General features: G+C 72.7%; 19 protein-coding genes. 7 read left to right on the forward strand and 12 right to left on the reverse strand.

Going from position 1 to position 20,972, the window contains the following annotated elements; all coding sequences use genetic code 11:
• Positions 1–54: 54 nt before the first annotated feature.
• Complete coding sequence (locus ACRQ4C_RS11460; RefSeq protein WP_290131334.1) at positions 55–522, forward strand: GtrA family protein; 468 nt, start codon at positions 55–57, stop codon at positions 520–522.
• A 10-nt stretch (positions 523–532) separates the two neighbouring features.
• Positions 533–2,098 carry an ArnT family glycosyltransferase gene (locus ACRQ4C_RS11465; RefSeq protein ID WP_439688732.1) on the forward strand — a complete coding sequence of 522 codons (1,566 nt, stop codon included), beginning with the start codon at positions 533–535 and terminating at the stop codon, positions 2,096–2,098.
• Positions 2,099–2,120: 22 nt separating this feature from the next.
• On the opposite strand, the gene ACRQ4C_RS11470 is transcribed toward ACRQ4C_RS11465, so the two are convergent.
• The 3 genes from ACRQ4C_RS11470 to ACRQ4C_RS11480 form a co-directional block, all read right to left on the reverse strand.
• The gene (locus ACRQ4C_RS11470) at positions 2,121–3,155 is read right to left on the reverse strand and encodes a lysylphosphatidylglycerol synthase domain-containing protein (RefSeq protein ID WP_290131332.1); all 1,035 of its coding nucleotides are present in this window, start codon (positions 3,153–3,155) and stop codon (positions 2,121–2,123) included.
• 90 nt (positions 3,156–3,245) lie between these two features.
• Positions 3,246–5,120 carry a hypothetical protein gene (locus tag ACRQ4C_RS11475; protein ID WP_439688733.1) on the reverse strand — a complete coding sequence of 625 codons (1,875 nt, stop codon included), beginning with the start codon at positions 5,118–5,120 and terminating at the stop codon, positions 3,246–3,248.
• Positions 5,121–5,345: 225 nt separating this feature from the next.
• Positions 5,346–5,492, reverse strand: a complete 147-nt coding sequence (locus ACRQ4C_RS11480; protein WP_439688734.1) for a hypothetical protein — start codon at positions 5,490–5,492, stop codon at positions 5,346–5,348.
• Positions 5,493–5,499: 7 nt separating this feature from the next.
• On the opposite strand from ACRQ4C_RS11480, the gene ACRQ4C_RS11485 reads away from it, so the two are divergent.
• Positions 5,500–6,297, forward strand: a complete 798-nt coding sequence (locus tag ACRQ4C_RS11485; RefSeq protein WP_439688735.1) for a GH25 family lysozyme — start codon at positions 5,500–5,502, stop codon at positions 6,295–6,297.
• An 87-nt stretch (positions 6,298–6,384) separates the two neighbouring features.
• On the opposite strand, the gene ACRQ4C_RS11490 is transcribed toward ACRQ4C_RS11485, so the two are convergent.
• A complete protein-coding gene (locus ACRQ4C_RS11490) occupies positions 6,385–7,623 on the reverse strand; it encodes a polysaccharide pyruvyl transferase family protein (protein WP_439688736.1) in 1,239 nt (412 codons plus the stop codon).
• A gap of 49 nt (positions 7,624–7,672) precedes the next feature.
• On the opposite strand from ACRQ4C_RS11490, the gene ACRQ4C_RS11495 reads away from it, so the two are divergent.
• Positions 7,673–8,851 (forward strand): glycosyltransferase, encoded by a 1,179-nt coding sequence (locus ACRQ4C_RS11495; protein ID WP_439688737.1) that lies wholly within the window; start codon positions 7,673–7,675, stop codon positions 8,849–8,851.
• Here the strand turns inward: ACRQ4C_RS11495 and ACRQ4C_RS11500 are convergent.
• The 4 genes from ACRQ4C_RS11500 to ACRQ4C_RS11515 all read right to left on the reverse strand — a co-directional run bounded on the left by ACRQ4C_RS11500 (position 8,818) and on the right by ACRQ4C_RS11515 (position 13,097).
• The gene (locus tag ACRQ4C_RS11500) at positions 8,818–10,320 is read right to left on the reverse strand and encodes a hypothetical protein (RefSeq protein ID WP_439688738.1); all 1,503 of its coding nucleotides are present in this window, start codon (positions 10,318–10,320) and stop codon (positions 8,818–8,820) included. The two genes, ACRQ4C_RS11495 and ACRQ4C_RS11500, sit on opposite strands and share 34 nt — an antisense overlap.
• Positions 10,321–10,330: 10 nt before the next feature.
• Entirely contained in the window at positions 10,331–11,638 is a 1,308-nt protein-coding gene (locus ACRQ4C_RS11505; protein WP_439688739.1) for a UDP-glucose dehydrogenase family protein, read from the reverse strand.
• Between the two features lie 84 nt (positions 11,639–11,722).
• Positions 11,723–12,271 (reverse strand): PH domain-containing protein, encoded by a 549-nt coding sequence (locus tag ACRQ4C_RS11510; protein ID WP_400413369.1) that lies wholly within the window; start codon positions 12,269–12,271, stop codon positions 11,723–11,725.
• Positions 12,272–12,275: 4 nt separating this feature from the next.
• Positions 12,276–13,097 (reverse strand): biotin--[acetyl-CoA-carboxylase] ligase, encoded by an 822-nt coding sequence (locus ACRQ4C_RS11515; RefSeq protein WP_439688740.1) that lies wholly within the window; start codon positions 13,095–13,097, stop codon positions 12,276–12,278.
• 73 nt (positions 13,098–13,170) lie between these two features.
• On the opposite strand from ACRQ4C_RS11515, the gene ACRQ4C_RS11520 reads away from it, so the two are divergent.
• Positions 13,171–14,766, forward strand: coding sequence for an acyl-CoA carboxylase subunit beta (locus ACRQ4C_RS11520; protein WP_290131323.1), 1,596 nt, complete (start codon positions 13,171–13,173; stop codon positions 14,764–14,766).
• The gene (locus tag ACRQ4C_RS11525) at positions 14,763–15,020 is read left to right on the forward strand and encodes an acyl-CoA carboxylase subunit epsilon (protein WP_439688741.1); all 258 of its coding nucleotides are present in this window, start codon (positions 14,763–14,765) and stop codon (positions 15,018–15,020) included. The genes ACRQ4C_RS11520 and ACRQ4C_RS11525 overlap by 4 nt, the downstream gene beginning before the upstream one ends.
• Before the next feature lie 562 nt (positions 15,021–15,582).
• On the opposite strand, the gene ACRQ4C_RS11530 is transcribed toward ACRQ4C_RS11525, so the two are convergent.
• The 4 genes from ACRQ4C_RS11530 to ACRQ4C_RS11545 all read right to left on the reverse strand — a co-directional run bounded on the left by ACRQ4C_RS11530 (position 15,583) and on the right by ACRQ4C_RS11545 (position 20,134).
• On the reverse strand, positions 15,583–16,632 hold the full coding sequence (locus tag ACRQ4C_RS11530; RefSeq protein WP_439688742.1) for a hypothetical protein: 1,050 nt from the start codon (positions 16,630–16,632) through the stop codon (positions 15,583–15,585).
• Positions 16,629–17,981: a sensor histidine kinase gene (locus tag ACRQ4C_RS11535; RefSeq protein WP_439688743.1), complete on the reverse strand. Its 1,353-nt coding sequence runs from the start codon at positions 17,979–17,981 to the stop codon at positions 16,629–16,631. Before ACRQ4C_RS11535 ends, ACRQ4C_RS11530 begins: the two co-directional genes overlap by 4 nt.
• Positions 17,982–17,985: 4 nt before the next feature.
• Complete coding sequence (locus ACRQ4C_RS11540) at positions 17,986–18,756, reverse strand: response regulator transcription factor (RefSeq protein ID WP_400413356.1); 771 nt, start codon at positions 18,754–18,756, stop codon at positions 17,986–17,988.
• A 118-nt stretch (positions 18,757–18,874) separates the two neighbouring features.
• Entirely contained in the window at positions 18,875–20,134 is a 1,260-nt protein-coding gene (locus tag ACRQ4C_RS11545; RefSeq protein WP_439688744.1) for a class I SAM-dependent RNA methyltransferase, read from the reverse strand.
• A 14-nt stretch (positions 20,135–20,148) separates the two neighbouring features.
• On the opposite strand from ACRQ4C_RS11545, the gene ACRQ4C_RS11550 reads away from it, so the two are divergent.
• Entirely contained in the window at positions 20,149–20,940 is a 792-nt protein-coding gene (locus ACRQ4C_RS11550) for a Maf family protein (protein ID WP_439688745.1), read from the forward strand.
• Positions 20,941–20,972 lie beyond the last annotated feature (32 nt).

The following is a 20,972-nucleotide window of genomic DNA, read 5'->3' on the forward strand; positions in this document are numbered from 1 at the left end:
TCTCGGGTCACCCGCTGGGTGGCCCGTGACAACTCTACGGATCCTGGAGACCCCGTGCGCCGACTCATCGCCCAGCTCGCCCGCTTCGGGGTGGTCGGCGCCGTCGGCTTCGTGGTGGACACCGCCGTGTTCAACCTCCTCCGGTTCACCGTGCTCGACCCGGCCGACGTGCACTCGGGGCCGTTCTGGGCGAAGGTCATCTCGACGACCGTCGCGATCTTCGTGAACTGGATGGGCAACCGCTACTGGACCTTCCGCGACCAGCGGCGTGCCGTGGCGACCCGCGAGGGCATCGAGTTCGTGGTCGTGTCCCTCGGCGGCATGGTGATCGCGCTCGCGACCCTCGGCGTCTCGCACTACGCGATGGGGTTCACGTCGGCCTTCGCGGACAACGTGGCGAACATCGTCGGCCTCGGGCTCGGCACGATCTTCCGCTTCTGGCTCTACAAGGTGTGGGTGTACCACCCCGAGCGGACCGCCGCACCGGTCGCGGACCCCGTCCGCACCGAGGTCGCCCCGTAACATCGGCCACGTGACCCTCGACGCCCGTCCACCCGCCGTCGCGCGCTGGGAGCGGATCGCGATCGCGGTCGTGACGGCCACCTTCGGGCTGTGGCTCGCCGCCTGGGCGCTGCTCGTCCCGGTGTTCCAGGCGCCGGACGAGACGGCGCACATCGACGCCACCGTGCACCTCGCGCTCGGCGACGCGTGGGCCGCCCCCGGCGACCTCATGGTCGCGCAGGCGGTCCTCGTCGCGAAGCAGCAGCAGGCGACCCAGCCGGCCGACGAGTGGGCGACGGTCAGCGAGCTGCTCCGGACGTTCCCCGGGCCCTCGACGACCGTCGACCAGATGTCCCAGCACCCGCCGACCGCGTACCTGGTCGGCGCGGCCGTCCTGCGGGCGGTCCACTACGGCGACCTGCGGTGGGACCACGCCTTCCTCGCCCTGCGGTTCGTCGATGTGGCGATGGTCACCGCGCTGCCGTTGCTCGCGTGGGCGGCCGTGCGTCGCGTCACCCGGTCACCGCGCGCCGCCCTCGTCGGCGGGCTCGCCGTGTTCGCCTCCCCCGAGCTCGCCTCGATCGGGTCCTCGGTGTCGAACGACGCGCCGGTGCTGCTGCTCGCGGGCGTGACCGTGCTGCTCGCGACGCGCCTGCTCACGGGTGACCTCCGTTGGCGGACCGCCGTGGGGCTCGCCGTGGCGACGGGGGTGCTCGTGTGGGTGAAGGGGACGGGTCTGCCCGCGGTGCCGTTCGTGGGCGTGGTGGTGCTGTTCGCCGGCGCGGGGGTGCTCGGCTGGGGCGCCCGCGTCCTCCGCACGGTCGTGGTGCTCGGCGTGACCGGGGCGATCGGGGCGTGGTGGTGGGTGCACAACGTCGTCGCGTACGGCAGGGTCCAACCGAACGGCTACACGGCGATGCGGCCGCCGAAGGACTTCCCCCCGGGCGAGCACCCCACGCTCGGACACTTCCTCGACGTCAGCTGGGGCACCCTCACCCGGACCTTCTGGGGCAGCTTCGGCGCGCGGGCACAGGTGAGCATCGGCGACCTGTTGACCGCCGTCGTCACGATCGTCGTCCTCGTGGTGCTCGTCGGCTGGGCCTTCCGCCGGGGTCCCGAGCTCCGCGCCGTGCTGTGCCTGGCGGTGTTCCCGGCGCTGCTCATCGGCATCCAGAACCGCACGAGCGCGCACTCCTACCTGACGACCACCGAGGTCGCGGCGACGCAGGGGCGCTACTACTTCCCCGCGATCGTCTGCCTCATCGTGCTGAGCGCGGTCGCGTGGCGTCGGCTCGTGCCCGCTGGGCGCCCGCGCGCCGTCGTGGCGACGGCCCTCGCGGTCCTGCTGCCCGGGCTCGGCGTCTACGGGTTCGCGGTGGCGGCGGCGTGGTTCTGGAACGCGGCGGTGTTCCCGGTCACCGGCCGGGGACTCCTGCGGTGGACCGAGGTCGGGCCGGTGCCGGTCGCGGTGCTCGTGGCGCTCGTCGTGGCCGCCGGGATCGGCATGGTGTGGTCGGTGGTGCTCGTCGTGCGGGCCGGCGTCCGTCAGGTGACACCCGTCCCCGCTCGTGCGGGCAGCAGGGCCACCGCGGCGTGACGAGGGAGCGGCCCGCCCCGCGTCAGGCCGCCGGGGCCCCGTCGTGCACGACCGACGCGTCGTCCGTGGGCCGTCCGCGCCCGAACCAGGTCGGCACCGCCGCGCAGAGCAGGAAGAGCGCGTCGACCGCGAGGCTCCAGACGCGCGTCACGACCACCACCACGAGGGCGATCGACGGCGGCATCACGAGGCTCAGCAGCAGCGCTTGCACGCCCTCGCGGACGCCGAGCCCGCCGGGCGCGAACACCGCGAGCATGCTGATCGCCGACGCCATGCTCGCGGCGCCGATGACGAACGCCGCGTCACTGCCCTTGAGCGACGGGTACACCGCGAGGGTGATGAAGTAGTACGCGCTGCCCGACAGGATGGCACCCGCGACGTACAGTCCGGCACCGCCGAGCACGGTCCCGAGTCCGGGACGCACGTCGTCCTCGAGCGGCTTCCGACGGAGGATCTTCAACGCGAGTCCGATGAGCCACACGAAGACCTGCGGGACGAGGCACACGACGCAGCCGACGAAGGCGGCGATCATGAGCGCGATGAGCCACCCGTCGAGGTCGTGCGTCCGGGGGTCGATGAGCAGCAGGACGAGGGCGAGTGCGAGGGTCGCTGCGATCTGCAGGGCCCCTTCGAGCAGCCCGCTGACGCCGAGTCGGGCCTTGGAGACACCGTGCTTCGACGCGAAGTAGACCTTCCCGATGATCCAGGTCGCTGCACCGGGGATGTAGCGGCCCATCCAGGACTTCGCGTACACGTAGGTCAGGGTGACACCGCTGCCCTTGAGGCCGGTCGCGCCCAGTCGTCGGAGCAGGTAGAACCAGATGCCGACGCCCCAGTACCGGAAGCCGAGGCTGATCACGGTCGCGACGGCGACCCACCCCCAGTTCCACTGCACCCGTGACAGCTGCGCCCAGTCGACGCTGCGCACGTACAGCACGAGGAACACCGCGAGCAGCACGTAGAACGCGATCGGGATCGCCTTCGTCAGGAACCGGCGCAGGCCGGGCCGACGCTTCCCCTCGGGTGCGGGGGCGTCGCTGCTGGTGCTGTCGGACAAACGGTTCTCCTGCGTTCGGGGCTCAGGACATCGTAGACGCCCGTCCCGGGGCGCCAGCCGAGCGAGCAGCGCGCGCAGCCTCCTCGCCGCTCAGCCGTCGAGCCGGATGATCTCGACGCGGCATGGCCGCGTCCGGTCGCTCGAGGTGTCCCCCGTGCACGGGATGACCGCGGTGAACGTCCCGACGAGCGTGCCCGCGCCCGAGTAGTCCCGCTCGGCGCGTTCAGCGGGGTCGTACTGGAAGAAGTACCGGATGCCCTGCTCACGGAACACCGCGCGCTGCGCCGCCGACGTGTAGTTGTACCCCTGCCCCGAGCGCCCGAACATCCGGGTGTCGGTGAGGAACGCGAGCGATGCGAGCCCGCGCGTGTTGGTGCCCACGACGTTCGACCCGGGCGGCAACACCCCGCTCGCGGTGATCTCGTCCGCCAGCCGGACGAGTTCGGGCACCTGCGTCGGACCGGTCACGTCGAGTGGCTCGGCACTCGCCACCGACGCCACGAACGGTGCGGGGTGTCCCAACCAGTTCTGCGAGAAGGACGCCAGCGGCACGACGGCGATCCCGATGCACGCGACGACGATGCGGAGGACCCCACGCCGCCGGACGAAGCGCCACACAGTCGGCAGCATGAGCGCGGCGAGGAGGGTCGAGACGTAGAACAGCGGCCAGTAGTACCGCGGGTTGCCACCCCCGCTCGACGACGAGGTGATGAGGGCGTACCCGACGAAGTAGACGAGCGCGGTCGCGGCGGTGAGACAGGCGAACGCGTACCGGCGGAAGCGGACGACCCCGACGACGAGGGCTGCCGTGAAGAGCAGGCCGATCGGCACGGCGAAGGGCGCGAACGAGGCGATGCGGTTGAGGTAGAAGGGGAACGCGAAGACCCGCTGCTGCACGTAGTACTGCGCGCGGGCGAGGAGCCCCGACTCCTTCGTCACGGTCGGTGCGGCGTCGGCGGACGGCTCGCTCGTCGTCGGCGCGGTGGAGGCGCTCGGGTCGGGGTTCTCGGCGACGCCCTGCATGTAGACCGACTTGGTGAAGTCCTCGTTCGCCGTGACCGCGTGCGGGTTCGGCGGCACCGGCAGCCACGGCCAGTCGCCCGACCGTGACCCGGCGTCGAACTTCGAGCTGATGTTCACGTCGAGCGACGACCCGAGCGTCGGGTACCCGTACTTGTGCGTGAGGGCGCCGACCCACGGAGCCGCCACGACCACCGCCACGACCACCGCCGTCGCCGCGGTCGGCCACCAGCGGAACGCCGGCTCGCGACGCCGTGCCGCGGACCACGCACGGAGGAGCATCCAGACGACGAACGACCCGATCACCACCGGGACCAGGAACAGCTTGACGAAGTAGCCGGCGGCGATCGCGATGCCGAGGACGACGCCGACGACGATCCGGATCCGGAGGGAACCGGTCCGGACGCGGTCGGCCCAGCGGAGGGCCCAGAGCCAGAGGACGATCCACGCGACCACGAGCAGGTCGGGGGTCTGCACCGAGACGGTGGCCATCAGCGCGGGGATGGCCGCGACCATGTACACGAGCGCCGGGACGACCCGGTGGACCTGCGACCAGACCACCCACCCGCCCACCCCGAGCACGACGGTCGCCGCTGCGAGGTTGACGACGAGGAACGCGGACGGCAGCCCGAGCCCCACGGCCACGAGCGGTGCCATGAGCCACGACACCATCGGCGACCAGTAGGCGTTGACCGCGTCCCCGAACCACCCGTTCGCGTAGTCGCGTGCGATCGACATGTACGAGATGCCGTCGACGTTCGTGACGCCGAGCCGCTGGTGGTAGCCGACGGCGGCCGTGAGTCCGATGCCGAGGACGAGGACGGCCGCCATGGACGCGAACGCGAGCACCGTGCGGCGACGACTGGTCGTGCGCTCGTGGTGCCGCTCGAAGTGGAGGTCGAGCGCCTCGCGGGCGGCTGGCGTCGTCACGGTCACGTCAGCCATCTTCGCATCCACGGGGCGACGCCTCTCACCGACCCAGGCCGCAGCACGCGGTCCGCCCGGCTCTCCGTCACGTGTCGGGTAGCATCGCTCGGACGTGGCGCGGGGATGACAGGGCCCTGCGCCGACTCGACGAGGAGGGGTGGACCGCATGCGCGCCACCAGGAGCAGGTCGATCGGCATCGGGGTGGCTGCGGTCGTGGCCGGGGCACTCGTGCTGGGAACCGGTCAGGCACACGCCGAGACGACACCGACAGCGACACCGACGCCGACAGCGACGGCGACAGCGACGGCGACACCGACGGCGACGGCGACGGCGACAGCGACACCGACAGCGACACCGACGGCGGGGTCCACCGACACGACGACGTCCATCGCCGAGATGGACCGGACCGGCAACCACCAGATGGGCGCCGGGATCGCCCGCTTCGCCGGGGAGCGGGAACTCACGACGGTGGTGCCGCAGGCCTCGTCGGCGGCGGGCGCCCGCACACAGGCGACCGCCCAGGCCGCCACCGCCGGCGGTCCGCCCCCCGGCAAGATCCAGGGCTTCGACATCAGCGCGTGGCAGCCGAACGTGAACTTCCGCAACGCGTACAACGCGGGGGCGCGGTTCGCGTACATCAAGGCGACCGAGGGCGTCTCCTACGTCAGCCCGGTGTACAAGGAGCACTACGCCACCGCCCGCACGCGCAACATCATCCGCGGCGGCTACGTCTACGCGCAGCCGAGCCAGGCGAGCGGAGCCGCGACCGCGAACTTCTTCTTCAAGAACGGCGGCGGCTGGAGCGCCGACGGCCTCACGCTGCCGCCGCTGCTCGACATCGAGTACGGCAGTGCGTCGCAGGGCGTCTGCTACGGGAAGTCGTGGGCGGACATGCGGAGCTGGATCAAGGACTTCTCGAACACCGTGTACAAGAAGATCGGGCGGTACCCGCTGATCTACACGACGACGGACTGGTGGAAGCGCTGCACGAACAACAGCAGCCAGTTCCAGGACAACCCGCTGTTCGTGGCGCTCTACCCGGTGAAGGACTTCACCAACCCGGGCACGGTCGGCAACAGCTGGAAGAACTACTCGTTCTGGCAGTGGGCGTCGAGCGGTCCGCTCCCCGGCGACCAGGACGTCTACCGCAGCACGATGACGAACCTCAAGAAGATGGCGACCCGACGCGACTGAGCCGGGTCGGGCCCGTCGACGGGCGGGACGACCGACGGGAGGCGCGGTGCCGGCTGGCACCGCGCCTCCCATCCGGTCGCGGTCGCGTCAGCGACCGGTACGCGACTCGATCCCGCGCGTCGCCACCGCGAAGTCGGCGTCCAGACGCGTGGCCATCGACGCGACGCCCTCCGCGAGCTGGGCCGTGACCGTGTCGCGCTGTGCGTCGAGGTCCTCGAGGAGCGCCGTCACGTCGTCGACGAAGCCCGGCTCGAGCGCCGACTCGATCGGCTTCGAGTAGGCCTGCTGGCCCATCTGCTCGAAGAACAGTCGGCCCTTGTCGACGTAGTAGAGGACGGCGGCCGGGACGCCGGCGATCGTGCCGACGATCGCCGAGTGGAGCCGGCTCGCGAGGAACAGCCGGCTGCGCGACATGAGGCCCGCGTACTCGGCTGGCGAGAAGACGTCGGCCTCGACCACGTGGGTGCGGTCGCCGTGACGCATGAGCGCGATGACCTCGCGCGCGAAGGCGGCGTCACCCTCGGATGCCTCCATGTGCATCGGGTAGAAGACGACGTCGGCGTCCCAGCGCTCCACCTGCCGGTCGGCCAGGTCGGCGAGCGCCTGGCGGTACGTCACGAGTCGGTCGCTGTCCACGCCGGTCTGGCGGAACCGCTTCGGCAGGAAGCGGAACGGGATCCACCCGCTGCGCTTGTAGTGGAACCAGCGGCGGACACCGAAGCCGATCGAGCCCTCGAGCCGGTCGGCGGTGAGTCCGGTGGAGCGCTCGAGCCGCTCGAGGACGTCGACGTCCGGCTGTGCGACCGTACCGACGACGGCGGGGTCGAAGGACGACACGACCGGGGTGCGGACGCCCCAGGCGAGGAGCTTCTCGCGCGACTCGTCGTCACGGACGGCGAAGGACCGGCACAGGTCGGCGGTCGCGCGGATGAGGCGCTTGCTGACGCCCGCCGACGTCGGGCCGATGCCCTGGAACGCCCCGACGAGGTTCCGGTTGACCGCGCGGACGAGCAGCATCTTGCCGAACCAGTACACGAGGCCGAGCTTGTTCGTGTAGTCCTTGAGGATCTCGCCGCCGCCCCAGAGCACCACGTCCGCGCCACGGGCGGCGCGGAGCAGGGCGACGAGGTCGCCGACACCGGTGCTGTACGGCGAGACCGGCAGGAACCGGATCCCGAACCACTCGCCGTCCCGCTCGGGGTACTGCGAGAGCGAGACGATCTCGGCGTCGGGCCACCGGCGGCGGACGAGCTCGACGTTGCCGGCGAGGATCGCTCGGTCGCCTCGGTTGTGGGGCGAATCGCTATTGTGGATCAGTACGCGCACGGGTCGAGAGCCTACCGGTCCCACCCGGCACCACCCCGGAAAGGCCTCCTTGTCCCGCAGCTCCCGCCCTCGTCTGCTCGTCCTCGGATCGACCTTCCCGGCCCGTCCGGACGACGGGGTCCCCGCGTTCGTGCTCGACCTCGCCCACCAGGAGGCCACCGAGTTCGACACGCTCGTGCTCACGCCGCGTGTCCCCGAGGGTGCGGCACGCGAGACGATCGGCGCGGTGCACGTCCGGCGGTTCCCGTACTTCCCGAAGGCCTTCGAGGACCTCGCTGACGGCGCCATCCTCGACAACCTCAAGGAGCGGCGCACGCGACTCGTCCAGGTCCCGGCGCTCGTGTTCGCGCAGTACCGGGCGGTCCGCGCCGCGGTGCGCTCCGGCCGACCGGACGTCATCCACGCGCACTGGGCGATCCCGCAGGGGCTCGTCGCCACCCTCGCCGCACCGGGTGTGCCGCTCGTCGTCACGACCCACGGCGGGGACATCTACGCCCTGCGGGCGGCCCCGCTGGTGCGGCTGAAGCGCTGGATCTTCGGCCGCGCCGCGCACGTCACGACGGTGAACTCCGAGATGCGCGACCGTCTCACGGCCTGGGGCGTGCCCGAGGACCGCTCGAGCGTGATCCCGATGGGCGTCGACCTCGGGCCGGCCCGCGCTGCCCGCGCCCGCACAGCTCCCCAGGAGCACCACGTGGTGGCGGTGGGTCGCCTCGTCGAGAAGAAGGGCTTCGGCAACCTGCTCGAGGCCCTCCGCGGCCTCGGCGACGACGTCCCCTGGCGACTCACCGTCGTCGGCGACGGTCCGTACCGGGCCCAGCTCGAGCGTCAGGCGTCCGGACTCCCCGTGACCTTCACCGGCCAGCGCGGGCGCTCCGAGGTCCTCGACACGCTGGCGTCCGCCACGGTCGTCGCGGTGCCGTCGATCCCGGCGGCGAACGGCGACCAGGAGGGACTACCGGTGACGCTGCTCGAGGCCGCGGCGGTCGGTTCCGCGATCGTCGCCAGCGACCTGCCCGGGATCCGCGACGTCGTCACGGACGACGAGTCGGGGCTCCTCGTCCCGCCGGGCGACGTGGCCGCGCTCCGTGCGGCGCTCCACCGAGTGCTGACCGACGCCGCGGCGCGCACCCGGTACCAGGAGCGCGCGGTGGCGTCCGCTGCCGAGTTCTCCACCGAGCGGATCGGCGAGCGCTACCGCGCCGTGCTCCGAGCTGCGGTGCGCTGAGTCCGGTCCGCGTCGTCGGCCCCGGCCGCGCCGGTCCCGCCGCGCGACCACGCCGTCCGGAGCTCGCCGACGACGAAGAGCACGAGGGTCAGGACCCCGAGAACACCGGCAGCGACGGACGCGACGACGACGATGGTGCCGGAGTGCGCCACCAGGGCGTTGCCGCCCTCGTCGAAGAGGGACCAGATCGCGACCGCGGCGGTCAGCGACCACGCCGGGACGAGCACGACCGCCGCGCGCTCGACGCACCGGAGCCCAGCCGCGACGGCGAGCAGCACCGGCATCAGGACGCCGAGCGTGTACCGGCTGTTCGGGGCTCCGCCGCCCGCGACGTACCGGATCTCCACGACGACGTACAGCAGCAGCACCACGACGAACATCGCCACCACGAGAGCCCGAGGCCAGCGCTCGCCGTCGGACACCCGCCCGGCTGCCGTCAGCCGACGCCGGAGCACGATGACCGCGACGACGACGAGTCCGGCCAGCGCGAGGACCACGGGGACGAGCAGGAGGACCCACGGCAGGGCACCGTTGACGTCGAGCGCGCCACGGTACAGCGCCCCGAGCTGCTGCCAGAACCCCTTCGTCCGGACGACGACCGACTCCGGGATCTTGGGCCGGGGCGTCGAGCCCGGCCACGGCTTCGGTCGACCGCTGAAGCTCCCGGTGAGGATCTCGTTCCGGATGTAGAACCACCCGGACGCGGCCGCCGCGGCGATCACCGGACCGAGTGCGACGAGCACCCGTCCCCACACACCGCGGAGTCGTGGGACGCTGATCGACCGCGCGAGCAGGAACGCCACCACGATCGCGACGAACCAGAGGGCGAACGACAGTCGCGTGGTCATGCCGGCAGCGGCCACGACCGAACCCCACACGAGCAGCCGCGTCGTCACGCCGGACCGCAGGGCCGCACCGGCGACGCCGCAGCCGAGGACCCCGACGAGGGCGGACAGCGAGTCGTTGTAGACGACCCCGCCCTGGACGACCAGGAGCGGGGTGGACGCCGCGACGACGGCCACCGTCGCGGGCAGGCGGCGCGCCCCCGGGAAGCAGCGCGCAGCGGCCCAGGCAGCGGCTGGCACCACGAGGGCGACGAGCGCGGCGTCGACGAGCCGTCCGGCGAGCACCGCCTGCAGGGGATGACCGCTGTCGACGAGCGGCCCGACGATCGGCGCGAGCAGGAGGTAGAAGAGCGGCGGGTGCTGCGCGACCCACTGCACGGGCGGGGTCGGACCGAAGCCCGGGCGGAACCGGACGCCGTCGAGCAGCTGCGGGAGTTGCCCCTGCCAGACCCGCAGCGCGTAGTCGACGTGTGCCGGCTCGTCGGCGCTGCTCAGCGGCAGCCCGGAGAAGCACCGCGCGACGGACGCGAGCAGCAGGAACAGCGTCGCCGCGAGCACGACGGGCGTCGCCCAGTCGCGCCCGCGGAGTCCGCTGACGAGGAAGGTGCTGATCCGGTCCCGCATGCCGCTGGGCTCAGCGACCCATGCCGCGGACCGTGAACCCGGCCGCCGTCCAGGCGTCGCGGTCGAGACAGTTGCGGCCGTCGACCACGACCTGCTCGGCGACGAGCGCGGCGACCGCGGTCGGGTCGAGTTCGCGGAACTCGTTCCACTCGGTGAGCACGAGGACGAGCTCGGCACCGCGGAGGGCGTCCGCAGCCGTCTCGACGTAGTCGAGCTCGGGCCGGACCCGGCGTGCCGTGACGACCGCTTCGGGGTCGTACGCGGCGACCTGCGCGCCGAGCGCCTGCAGCCGACCGGCGATGTCGAGCGACGGGGAGTCGCGGACGTCGTCGGAGTTCGGCTTGAACGCGAGTCCGAGCACGGCGACCCGCTTGCCGGTGACGTCACCGCCGAGGAGCTCCTGCGCAAGGGAGACGACGTGGTCGCGGCGGCGGAGGTTGATGGCGTCGACGTCGGCGAGGAACGCGAGCGACTCCGGCACGCCGAGCTCGTCGGCGCGGGCCTGGAACGCGCGGATGTCCTTCGGCAGGCACCCACCGCCGAAGCCGAGCCCGGCGTTGAGGAACTTGCGGCCGATGCGGGCGTCGTGCCCGATCGCGTCGGCGAGCGCGGTGACGTCGGCACCGACGACCTCGGCGATCTCGGCCATCGCGTTGATGAAGGAGATCTTCGTCGCGAGGAAGGCGTTCGCGCTGACCTTGACGAGTTCCGCGGTGGGCAGGTCGACGACGAGCCGCGGGGTCCCCTCGGCGAGCGCCGTGGCGTAGACCTCGTCGAGGACGGCAGTGGCCCGCTCCCCCGCTTCGCCGGCCGGGACGCCGTAGACGAGCCGGTCGGGCGAGATGGTGTCCTGCACGGCGAAGCCCTCGCGCAGGAACTCCGGGTTCCAGACGAGCGTGGCGCCGGGGACGGCCGGCTCGACCTCGGCCGCGAGCCGAGCCGCGGTGCCCACCGGCACGGTGGACTTGCCGACGACGTACTGCCCGGCCGAGAGGTACGGGATGAGCGACGCGACCGCAGCGTCGACGTAGGTGAGGTCCGCGGCCCCCGTCGGGCCCTGCGGCGTGCCGACGGCGAGGAAGTGCACGGTGGCACCGGCGACCTCGGCCATGTCCGTGGTGAACCGGATGCGGCCGGAGGCGAGCGCCTCCGTCAGGATCTCCGGCAGTCCGGGCTCGAAGAAGGGGGCCTCGCCCGCCGCGAGTCGCTCGATCTTCGCCGGGTCGACGTCCACCGCGACGACGTCGTGCCCGAGCTTGGCCATGGAGGCGGCGTGCACGGCACCGAGGTAACCGCAGCCGATGACAGAGATACGCACGGGAAGACGGTACCGGTTCCTGCGTGTCCGTACACCGAACGCCGTGCGTACGGCACGGCGGAACGTGACGGCTGGTCGCCCGGGTCAGGCGCGGACGTCCCCCCACGGCGGCCGGTCGGCCCCGCCGACGATCTCGTCCCAGTCCGGCTCGCGGTGCCGCCGCCGCGCCTCGTACGCCTCGACGAGGTCGTGCAGCACCGCGACGACGAGGTCCGCGTGCGGCACGTCCGCGAGCACCACGACCGGGTCGTCACCGGGGAAGACCAGGACGTCCCCGGAGCGGAACACCCCCTGCAGGCCGCGGCGGCGCACCGTGACGTCGTACCCGCGCGCGTGCAGCAGCTCACGACGCGTCCTGGTGCCGAGACCGTGCACCACCACGAGCCGACGCGTGGTGAGCACGTAGCGCTGCGACATCCAGCGGACGAGCGGCACGAGGCCGCCGAGCACGACGAGCAGCAGCGTGACGAGTGCCACGACGACGTTGAGCCAGGCGAGCTGGGCGCGGAACACCCCGAAGCCGAAGCCCCCGGCCGCCGTCACCAGCACGACGAAGACCGCTGGACGGACGAGCCGTCGCGCATGCGGCCGGAGCCGGGCGACGACCCGTTCCGGGGGCGGCTCGGCGGTCATGCCCTCATGCATAGCGCAGGTGCGTGACGTCGCCGACCGCGACGCCCCTGGCCGCACCGTCCCGGTGCCGGATCGTGATGCGGCCGTCGTCGTCGACGCCGACGGCGTCCGCCTCCTCGACGGTCCCGTCGGGCAGCTCCAGGCGGATGCGGCGACCGATCGTGCCGCACGCGGCACGGACGTCCGCCCGGACCGCCTCGGCGGCCGCGCCGCCCGTCGAGAGGGCGACCACCGCCTCCAGGACGGCCGCCCGGAAGTCCACGAGCACCGCGTCGGCGAGCTCCGACGCCGAGCCGTGGGCACCCGCCACCGCGAGCGAGGTCGCGGTGGGCGTCGGCAGCCCGTCCGCGGGGATCGTGAGGTTCACACCGGCGCCGACGACGACGCTGCCGTCGGACGCGACCTGGCAGAGGATGCCGCACACCTTGCGCTCGTCGACGTGCACGTCGTTCGGCCACTTCACCTCGACGACCGGCCTGGAGGCACGGCTCGCCCCCGCCCCGCCGCCCAGGCGGGCGGACACCGCGTCGCGCATCGCTCGTCCGGCGACGAGCGGCAACCAGCCGCGCGAGCGGTCGTCGAGGTCGGCGCGGACGAGCAGGCTCGCCGCGAGCGACTGTCCGGCCGCGGCCGACCAGGAGCGGTCGAGCCGCCCTCGCCCGGCGGTCTGGTCGAGGGTCGCGACGACGCTGCCGTGCGGCAGGTCAGCAGCGGCGGCGAGGAGGTCCGCGTTCGTGGAGCCGGTCGTCGCCGGGACCACGAGGGTCGCCCCGTCTGCCTCGACCTGGGAGCGGGTGACCGGGAACGACGACGCGGGTGTGGACATGCACGCAATCTACGGGCAGGAACCGTGGACGACCTCCAACCGTGGGCGTGGGGGCCGCCGGTAGGGTGAGCGGGTGACTCAAGGTGACACCCCCGATCTCTCGACGACCGCCGGCCGGCTCGCCGACCTCCGCGACCGGTACCACGAAGCCGTGACCGCCGCGGGCGAGGCAGCCATCGCGAAGCAGCACGCGAAGGGCAAGGGCACCGCCCGGGAGCGCATCGAACAGCTCCTCGACGACAACTCCTTCGTGGAGTTCGACGAGTTCGTCCGGCACCGCACCACGGCGTTCGGCATGGACGCCAAGCGGCCGTACGGCGACGCGGTCGTCACGGGCGTCGGCACGATCCACGGCCGGAGCGTCGCGGTCTACGCGCAGGACTTCACGGTCTTCGGCGGCTCCCTCGGCGAGGTCGCCGGCGAGAAGATCATCAAGGTCATGCAGCACGCGCTGAAGACCGGCGTGCCGATCATCGGCATCCTCGACTCCGGCGGCGCCCGCATCCAGGAGGGCGTGGTCGCGCTCGGCAAGTACGGCGAGATCTTCCGCCTGAACACCCAGGCGTCCGGGGTCATCCCGCAGATCTCGATCGTGATGGGTCCGGCGGCCGGCGGTGCCGTGTACTCCCCCGCGCTGACCGACTTCGTGATCATGGTCGACAAGACCAGCCACATGTTCGTCACCGGCCCGGACGTCATCAAGACCGTCACGGGCGAGGACGTCGGCTTCGAGGAGCTCGGCGGTGCGCAGACCCACAACGCGGTCTCGGGCGTCGCGCACTACCTGGCCGAGGACGAGACGGACGCGCTCGACTACGCACGCTCCCTCATCGGCTTCCTGCCGGACAACAACCTCTCCGACGCGCCCGCGTACGACGTCGCACCGGAGCTCGAGACGACCGACGCCGACCACGAGCTCGACGTCGTCATCCCCGACTCGACGAACCAGCCGTACGACGTGACGACGATCATCGAGCACGTCGTCGACGACGGCGAGTTCCTCGAGGTCCAGCCGCTCTTCGCGCCGAACATCCTCGTCGGCTTCGGGCGGGTCGAGGGCCGCACGGTCGGCATCATCGCGAACCAGCCGCAGGCGATGGCCGGCACGCTGAACATCGACGCCGGCGAGAAGGCCGCGCGCTTCGTCCGGTTCTGCGACGCGTTCGGGATCCCGATCCTGACCCTCGTCGACGTCCCCGGCTACCTGCCCGGCACCGACCAGGAGTGGACCGGTGTCATCCGCCGCGGCGCGAAGCTGCTGTACGCCTACGCCGAGGCCACCGTGCCGCTCGTGACCGTCATCACCCGCAAGGCCTACGGCGGTGCCTACATCGTCATGGGCTCGAAGCAGCTCGGGGCGGACATCAACCTCGCGTGGCCGACGGCCGAGATCGCCGTGATGGGCGGCCAGGGTGCGGTCAACATCCTGTACCGCTCGGAGATCAAGCGCGCCGAGGAAGCGGGCGAGGACGTCGCCGCCGTCCGCACCAAGCTCGCGAACGAGTACACGTACAACGTGGCGTCGCCGTACCTCGCGGCCGAGCGGGGCGAGCTCGACGGGATCATCCAGCCGCACGCCACGCGCGTCTCGGTGATCAAGGCGCTGCGGGCCCTGCGCGGCAAGCGTGCCTCGCTGCCGCCCAAGAAGCACGGGAACATCCCGCTGTGACCGGCAAGCACGCAGCCGCCGTCCCGACCGACGCCCCCGCGTCGGTCGCCGACGTGCGGGTGGTGTCCGGCGAGCCGACCCCGGAGGAACTCGCTGCGGTCGTCGCCGTCCTCCAGCGGCAGGCCGACGAGGTCGCCGCCGCCGGCCGTGCCGAGGTCACCGTCTCGCCGCGCTCCGGCTGGGACGCCTCCGCACGCGGCATGCGTCAGCCGCTCGAGCACGGCCCGGGCGCCTGGGGCCGTTCGCTCCGCTGACCGATCCGCGCGACAGGTCTTGTGCTCGCGGGGGGAAGCGGGCGACCATGTACCCCTGGCGCGGGGGGGCGTGGAACCCGTTGCAGGCTGCACTTCCCGAGTGGTCTCCCCTCGTCCGGGGGACAGGATTCCTGGAAGTCGGCCGAATCGGGCGAATTTGTCCCCCATAATGACGACTGACATCCATGGTCAGGGTCGGCATCATTGTCTGTGTTCGGTGTCCTTCACAGAAGAACATCGCTGGACGGTGGCCGACTAGGGTACGAAGCCACCGCCCGCTGCGAGTCAGGGCGATATTCGGGTTGTCGCTCAGACTCGGGTCGTGAACGGGCCGGTCGGATTCCGACCGGCCCGTTCCCCGTTTCCGGCCCGTTCCTCGCCTCCGGCCCGCTCGCTGTCTCCGGCACGTGGCGACAGGGCATCGTCCCGCGACCGCAGCGATCCGCGACGGGCGCACGCTGACCGGTGAGCCGCCACGGGCCTACAGGCCGACCCGGCGAGCCGCCACGGGCCTCTCGACCGCCGCATGGGCCGCCGACGTCGCCGACCGGACGCGGTCCGCTCAGACGGCCACGTGCCGCGGGATCTCCATCCAGAGGGCCACCGAGTCGTCCTCGTCGCCGTCCTCGTCGTCGAGGTCGGCTCCGAGCGCCGCAGACTCACTCGCGGCGGAGTCGAGCCGCAGGCCGACGACCGTGACCGCGGTGTCAGCACCCTCGGCGACCGTCCGGACGATGACGTTGTCCGCACCGCGTGCCTGGCGGAGGGCGTCCGCGACCTGTGCGTGGATCCGTCGGATGTCGTCAGCCTCGAGGTCGTCGAGCCCGCCGTCGTCGTGCAGCTGCACGGTGGCCCCGGACCGGCGCAGACGCATGACCTCCGCGCGCACGTCGTCGGAGAGCAACGAGCGACCGCGGATCTCGTCGCGGATGGCCTGTTCGAGGTGCAGGCACTCGTCGCGCTCGGCCTCGGACAGCTCGCCGTGCACATCGATGATCCGCTGCAGCATCGGGAGCGCCATGCGCGTCGTCTGGCTGAGGCGGAACTGCCGCTCGAACACGTGGGCGTCCTGGGCCGCCTGCCAGTCCGCGGTCTCCTGCTCGGCCCGCGTGAAGTCCCGGCGCACCCGGGTCGCCCGGTTCATGGCGCTCGCGAACACGGCCGCGATCGCGACCCAGCCGACGCTGGCGGCCACCCCGAGCTGCCCGAGCGCCCCGAGTCCCGCCCACGCGACGGTGTGCACGGTCAGGAAGCCGACGCCGACCCAGGCGAAGGGCCCGCGCCCGCGGACGACGAGGACGACCATGAGCGTGCCGACCGCCGCGACCCACCACGTCGAGTACCCCGGGCCCGAGCGGAGCTCCACGACCGGCGCGGCGACGACCGGCACGACCACGGCCGTGGCGAGGGAGAAGCACGCCGCCCACACCGGGAGGGCACGCCCGGGGGCGAACAGCGCGACCCCGGTGGCGGCCGCGTAGAGGAGCATGCAGGCGACGATCGGCGCGACGTCGTGCACGCGCGGCAGCGTCGTCGCTGCGAGGACGAGGTGGTAGAGCGAGAAGAGGGCGGCGAGGCCGATCGCGACGCCGGTGGGCAGCGAGACCTTCACGCGGACTCCCCCGTCCCCGGCGCCCAGGCGAGCCGCACCGTCGTTCCGCCGCCCGGGGCGGAGACGACCTCGGCGGTCCCGTCGACGGCCTCGACGCGCTCGATGATCGACCGACGGACGCCGAGTCGCTCGGCGGGGATCCCGGCGGGGTCGAACCCGGCTCCGTCGTCCACGACCTCGATGTGGACGCCCGGCCCGCGCTGCTCGACGACGATCCAGCGGTCGACACCAGCGCCACCGGCGTGCTGCACCGAGTTCACCGCGGCCTGCAGCGCGGCCGAGGCGAGGGCGTCGGCCACGACGGCGGGCAGCGGGACCGCGTCGACCCGTCGCTCGACGAGCCGCACCGGCGCGGCGAGGGCGGACACGGCGCTGCAGATGCGGGACCGGAGGTCGACGAGTGACACCGGAGGAGCGGCGCCGGGGGTGTCGGACGCTGCGGCCGCGAGGTGGTCGATCGCGTTCCGCGCCATCCGCGCCGACAGCGCCTTGGCGTCGACGGTCTCCGCCCGCGCGGCCGAGAGCAGCGTGGTGAGCACGCTGTCGTGCACGATCGCGTCGACCTGCACCCGCTCGACCTCGGTCGCGTGCTCCCGGATGGCCGACGAGTACCGACGCACCGCCGTGGCCTGCGCGACGTCGACCGCGGTGGCCGCCCGACGCAGCACGACCGCGATGACGAGCACGGCGCCGCTGAGGATCGCCGTGTAGACGCCGTCGAGCAGTGCCCGGGTGACCCCGACGTCGCCACCGATCGGGAGCAGCCGGATGACCACGAAGACCGCGGGCGCGAGGGCGGTGTAGACGGTGGCACGCCACGGGGCGAAGCCCATGGCCGCCGCGGTCGACCCGATCGTGATGAACCACCACGGCCACGGTTGCTGGGTCGGCGGGATCGGCTCCTGCACCGTGAGCGGCCACGTGACGAGGGCGACGAGGAAGACCAGCGCGCAGACGATCTGTGCGGGCTGCGCGAGTCGAGGCAGGAACGCAGCGACCCCGACGAACGCGAAGGACGCGGCGAGCGCGACGACCGTCAGCGGTCCCCACACCGGGTGCAGGTAGGGAAGCTGGCCGAGCACCTGCGGTGCGTCGACGGCGCCGAGTCCGACCGCTCCCATCGCGAGGAGGATGGTGAAGGCGCGCTCGACCGATGCCTGGGTGATCGTCGCGCGGACGTTCCGCGACGGGTCGGCACCGAACGGCGCTCCGGCGGACGACGACCGCGGGCCGCCGGACGACGCCGGACCGGGCCCGGAGGTCGCGCGCGACGCAGCACCGGGCCCGGAGGCAGCGCCGGACCCCGCGCCGGCACCGGACGCCGGTACCGCTCCGGGCGCGACCGTCATCGGCTCAGCGGCCGTCGGCGTCGGGGTCGATCCCCGAGTCGAGGCCGGGCAGGATGCCGTCCTCGACCGCGCGGCGGAGGAGGTCGACCTTGGTCGGTGCCGGTCGGCCCACCTCGACGTACTTCACCCGGATGCGGTCGAGGTACTCGCGGGCCGTCGAGTAGCCGATGCCGAGCTGCTGCGCGGCGAGCTTGAGCGGCAGCCCCGAGGCGTAGAGGTGGAGGATCTCGCGCTCGCGTCGACCGAGCTGCGCCTTCGCGAAGTCCCGGTCGGCGTCGATGGCGCTCGCCCACTCGAGGTTGTTGAGCACGTCCCCGCGGGCCACGGTCGCGACGGCCGCCATGACGGTCTTCGTCGCGGAGGACTTCGGGATCACACCGGCGGCTCCGGCTGCCAGTGCCTCGCGGACGTTCGCGACGCGGTCGGCGATCGAGTGCACGAGCACGGCCGAACCGGTCCCCTGCACCCCCTTGACGTTCTCGGTCACGGTCGAGCCGTCGCCGAGCGACAGGTCGAGCACGACGACGTCGACCTCGCGGTCCCCGAGCTCCCGGATGTACTCCGGGACGCTCGCTGCCGTGAGGACGACCTCGAAGCCCTCGTTCTGGCACGCGGCTTGGATGCCGAGCCGCACGGACTCGTGGTCGTCGACGATCGCGACGCGGACCGGCCCGGTCTGCACGTCCTCGGTCGTCCCGGTGGTGGGTGTCGTTGCTGCTGCCACGGTGGCCTCTCGTTCCGATGCGCGGCCCGGCCCCTGAAACCGGGTCGTCATCACCGGGCAAGGATACCCAGGTCCGACCCAGGTTCGGGGCGCTGGCCGCGGGACGCGCCGGTCGGGCGACGGCTCCCGGGCGGGACGCGCCGACGTCGCCCCGGTGTCAGGCGACGGGTCAGGCGACGGGCACCAGGCGGGCGACGGCCTCGAGGTGGTGGGTGTGCGGGAAGAGGTCGAACGCTCGGAGCGCCTCGAGCCGGTAGCCGAAGTCCGCGAACGTCGCCACGTCGCGGGCCAGCGCCACCGGGTCGCACGCGACGTAGACGACCTGCGCGGGCTGCAGCGCGGCGATCTGGACGGCGACCTCGCGGCCGGCGCCGGACCGCGGCGGGTCGAGGACGACGGTGCCGGCGCGGAGGCGTGCGCGCTCGGGCTGCGAGGCGCCGGCGGCGGTACGGGCGAGCCAGCGGTCCACGCGGCCGGTCTCCGCCCGGGCACCGATCCACTCCGCGAGGTTCTCCTGCGCGTGCTCGGTCGCGCGCTCGGACCCCTCCACGCTGGTGAGCTTGGCGCGCGGCCCGACGAGGTCCCCGAGTGCCGCTGCGAGCAGCCCGACCCCGCCGTAGAGGTCGAGGTGCTGGCCCTCCGGGTCGAGGCGGTCGCGGTCGACGAGGTCCTGCACGGCCGCGGTCAGGACGGCGGGGGCCTGCCGGTGCACCTGCCAGAAGCCGTTGTCGTCCACGGCGAACGTCCGCTCCCCGACGACCTCGGTCACGACGGTCGGCTTCTGCTCGTCGATCACGAGCCGGGCGCCGTCCGAGCCGCTCGGTGCGAGGACGTCGATCACCGAGGCACCGGGCATCGATCTGCGGCCGAGCGGCGCGCTCTCCTGCACGGCGGCACTCGCGAGCGGCAGCGACGTCACCGGGACGACGGTGTGCGAGCGGGCGGCGAAGGGTCCGGGGGTGCCGTCCGCGTCGACGTGCAGTCGGACGCGGGTGCGCCAGCCGGTGCCGTTCGCGGCGTCGTCGCCGGGGACCGCCTCGACCGTGACGTCGTGCCCGAGGACGTCAGCGAGGTCGGTGCGTGCGAACCGCGAGAACGCGTCGACGAGGACGTCGTGCTTGAGCTGTCGTTGGTGGGCGAGGACGATGTGGCCGAACTCCGCACCGCCGGCGCGGGTGGCGGGGTCGCGGTCGAGCGCTGCCTCGGGCCAGACGTGGTCGACGCGGTGCTCGCTCGGCTGCTCCACCGAGACGGTGTCCGCGCGCCAGAACGACTTCTTGCGGTCCTCGGTCACGCGTGCGGTGACGCGCTCCCCCGGGATCGCGTCGGAGACGAAGACCACGCGCCCCTCGTGCCGTGCCACCGAGATACCGCCGTGGGCGATCCCGGTGACGTCGAGTTCGAGCAGCGTTCCGACGGATTCACCCATGGTTCGATGTTCCCATGCGTCTGTACCTCGCGAGTACCTCCCCCGCCCGTCGCGCCCTGCTCGCCCAGACTGGCATCGAGCCCGTGCTCGTGGCACCGGGGGTCGACGAGGACGCCGCGGTCGCCACACACGAGGCGACGCTCGGACGCAAGCTGTCCGGGCCGGAGCTCGTGTCCCTCCTCGCGGTCGCGAAGGCGTCGGCCGTCGCGGACGCGGAGGTCGCCGGACGTCCGGTCGACGGCTTCGTGTTCGGCGGCGACTCCGCCTTCGAGGTCGACGGCACGCTCTACGGCAAGCCCCACGACCCGGCGGTCGCGCGGGAGCGGTGGCGGCAGATGCTCGCGGTGGGCGGCGGGACGCTCTGGAGCGGGCACTGCGTGCTGGACCGTCGTGCGGACCGCGCTGCGGCGGTGGACGCGACCGCGTCCCGGCCGGGAGGCGCGGGTCGGCCCCGCACCGCGCCTCCCGTCCGGCCGCTGCCCGCCTCGACGGCCGGTGACGGCCTGATCGGTGACGCCGCGCCCGGCGGGTCCGCGATGGTCGCCGACGGCGACCGCGTCGTCGCGGTCGACAGCGCGGTGCTCACCTTCGCCGACGACGTCTCCGACGACGAGATCGACGCCTACGTCGCGAGTGGGGAACCGCTCGAGGTCGCCGGCGCCTTCACGATCGACGGCCGGGCGGCCGCGTACATCACCCGGATCGACGGTGCGCCGTCGGCCGTCGTCGGCCTGTCCCTGCCGGTGCTGCGCTCGATGCTGCTGCGCGGGTTCGGCGCGACGTGGCACGACCTCTGGTCGATGTAGACATCCACACTTCTTCCCGCCGGTTCTTTGTG

It is taken from the genome of Curtobacterium sp. SP.BCp (assembly GCF_051903255.1).
GTDB lineage: Bacteria > Actinomycetota > Actinomycetes > Actinomycetales > Microbacteriaceae > Curtobacterium.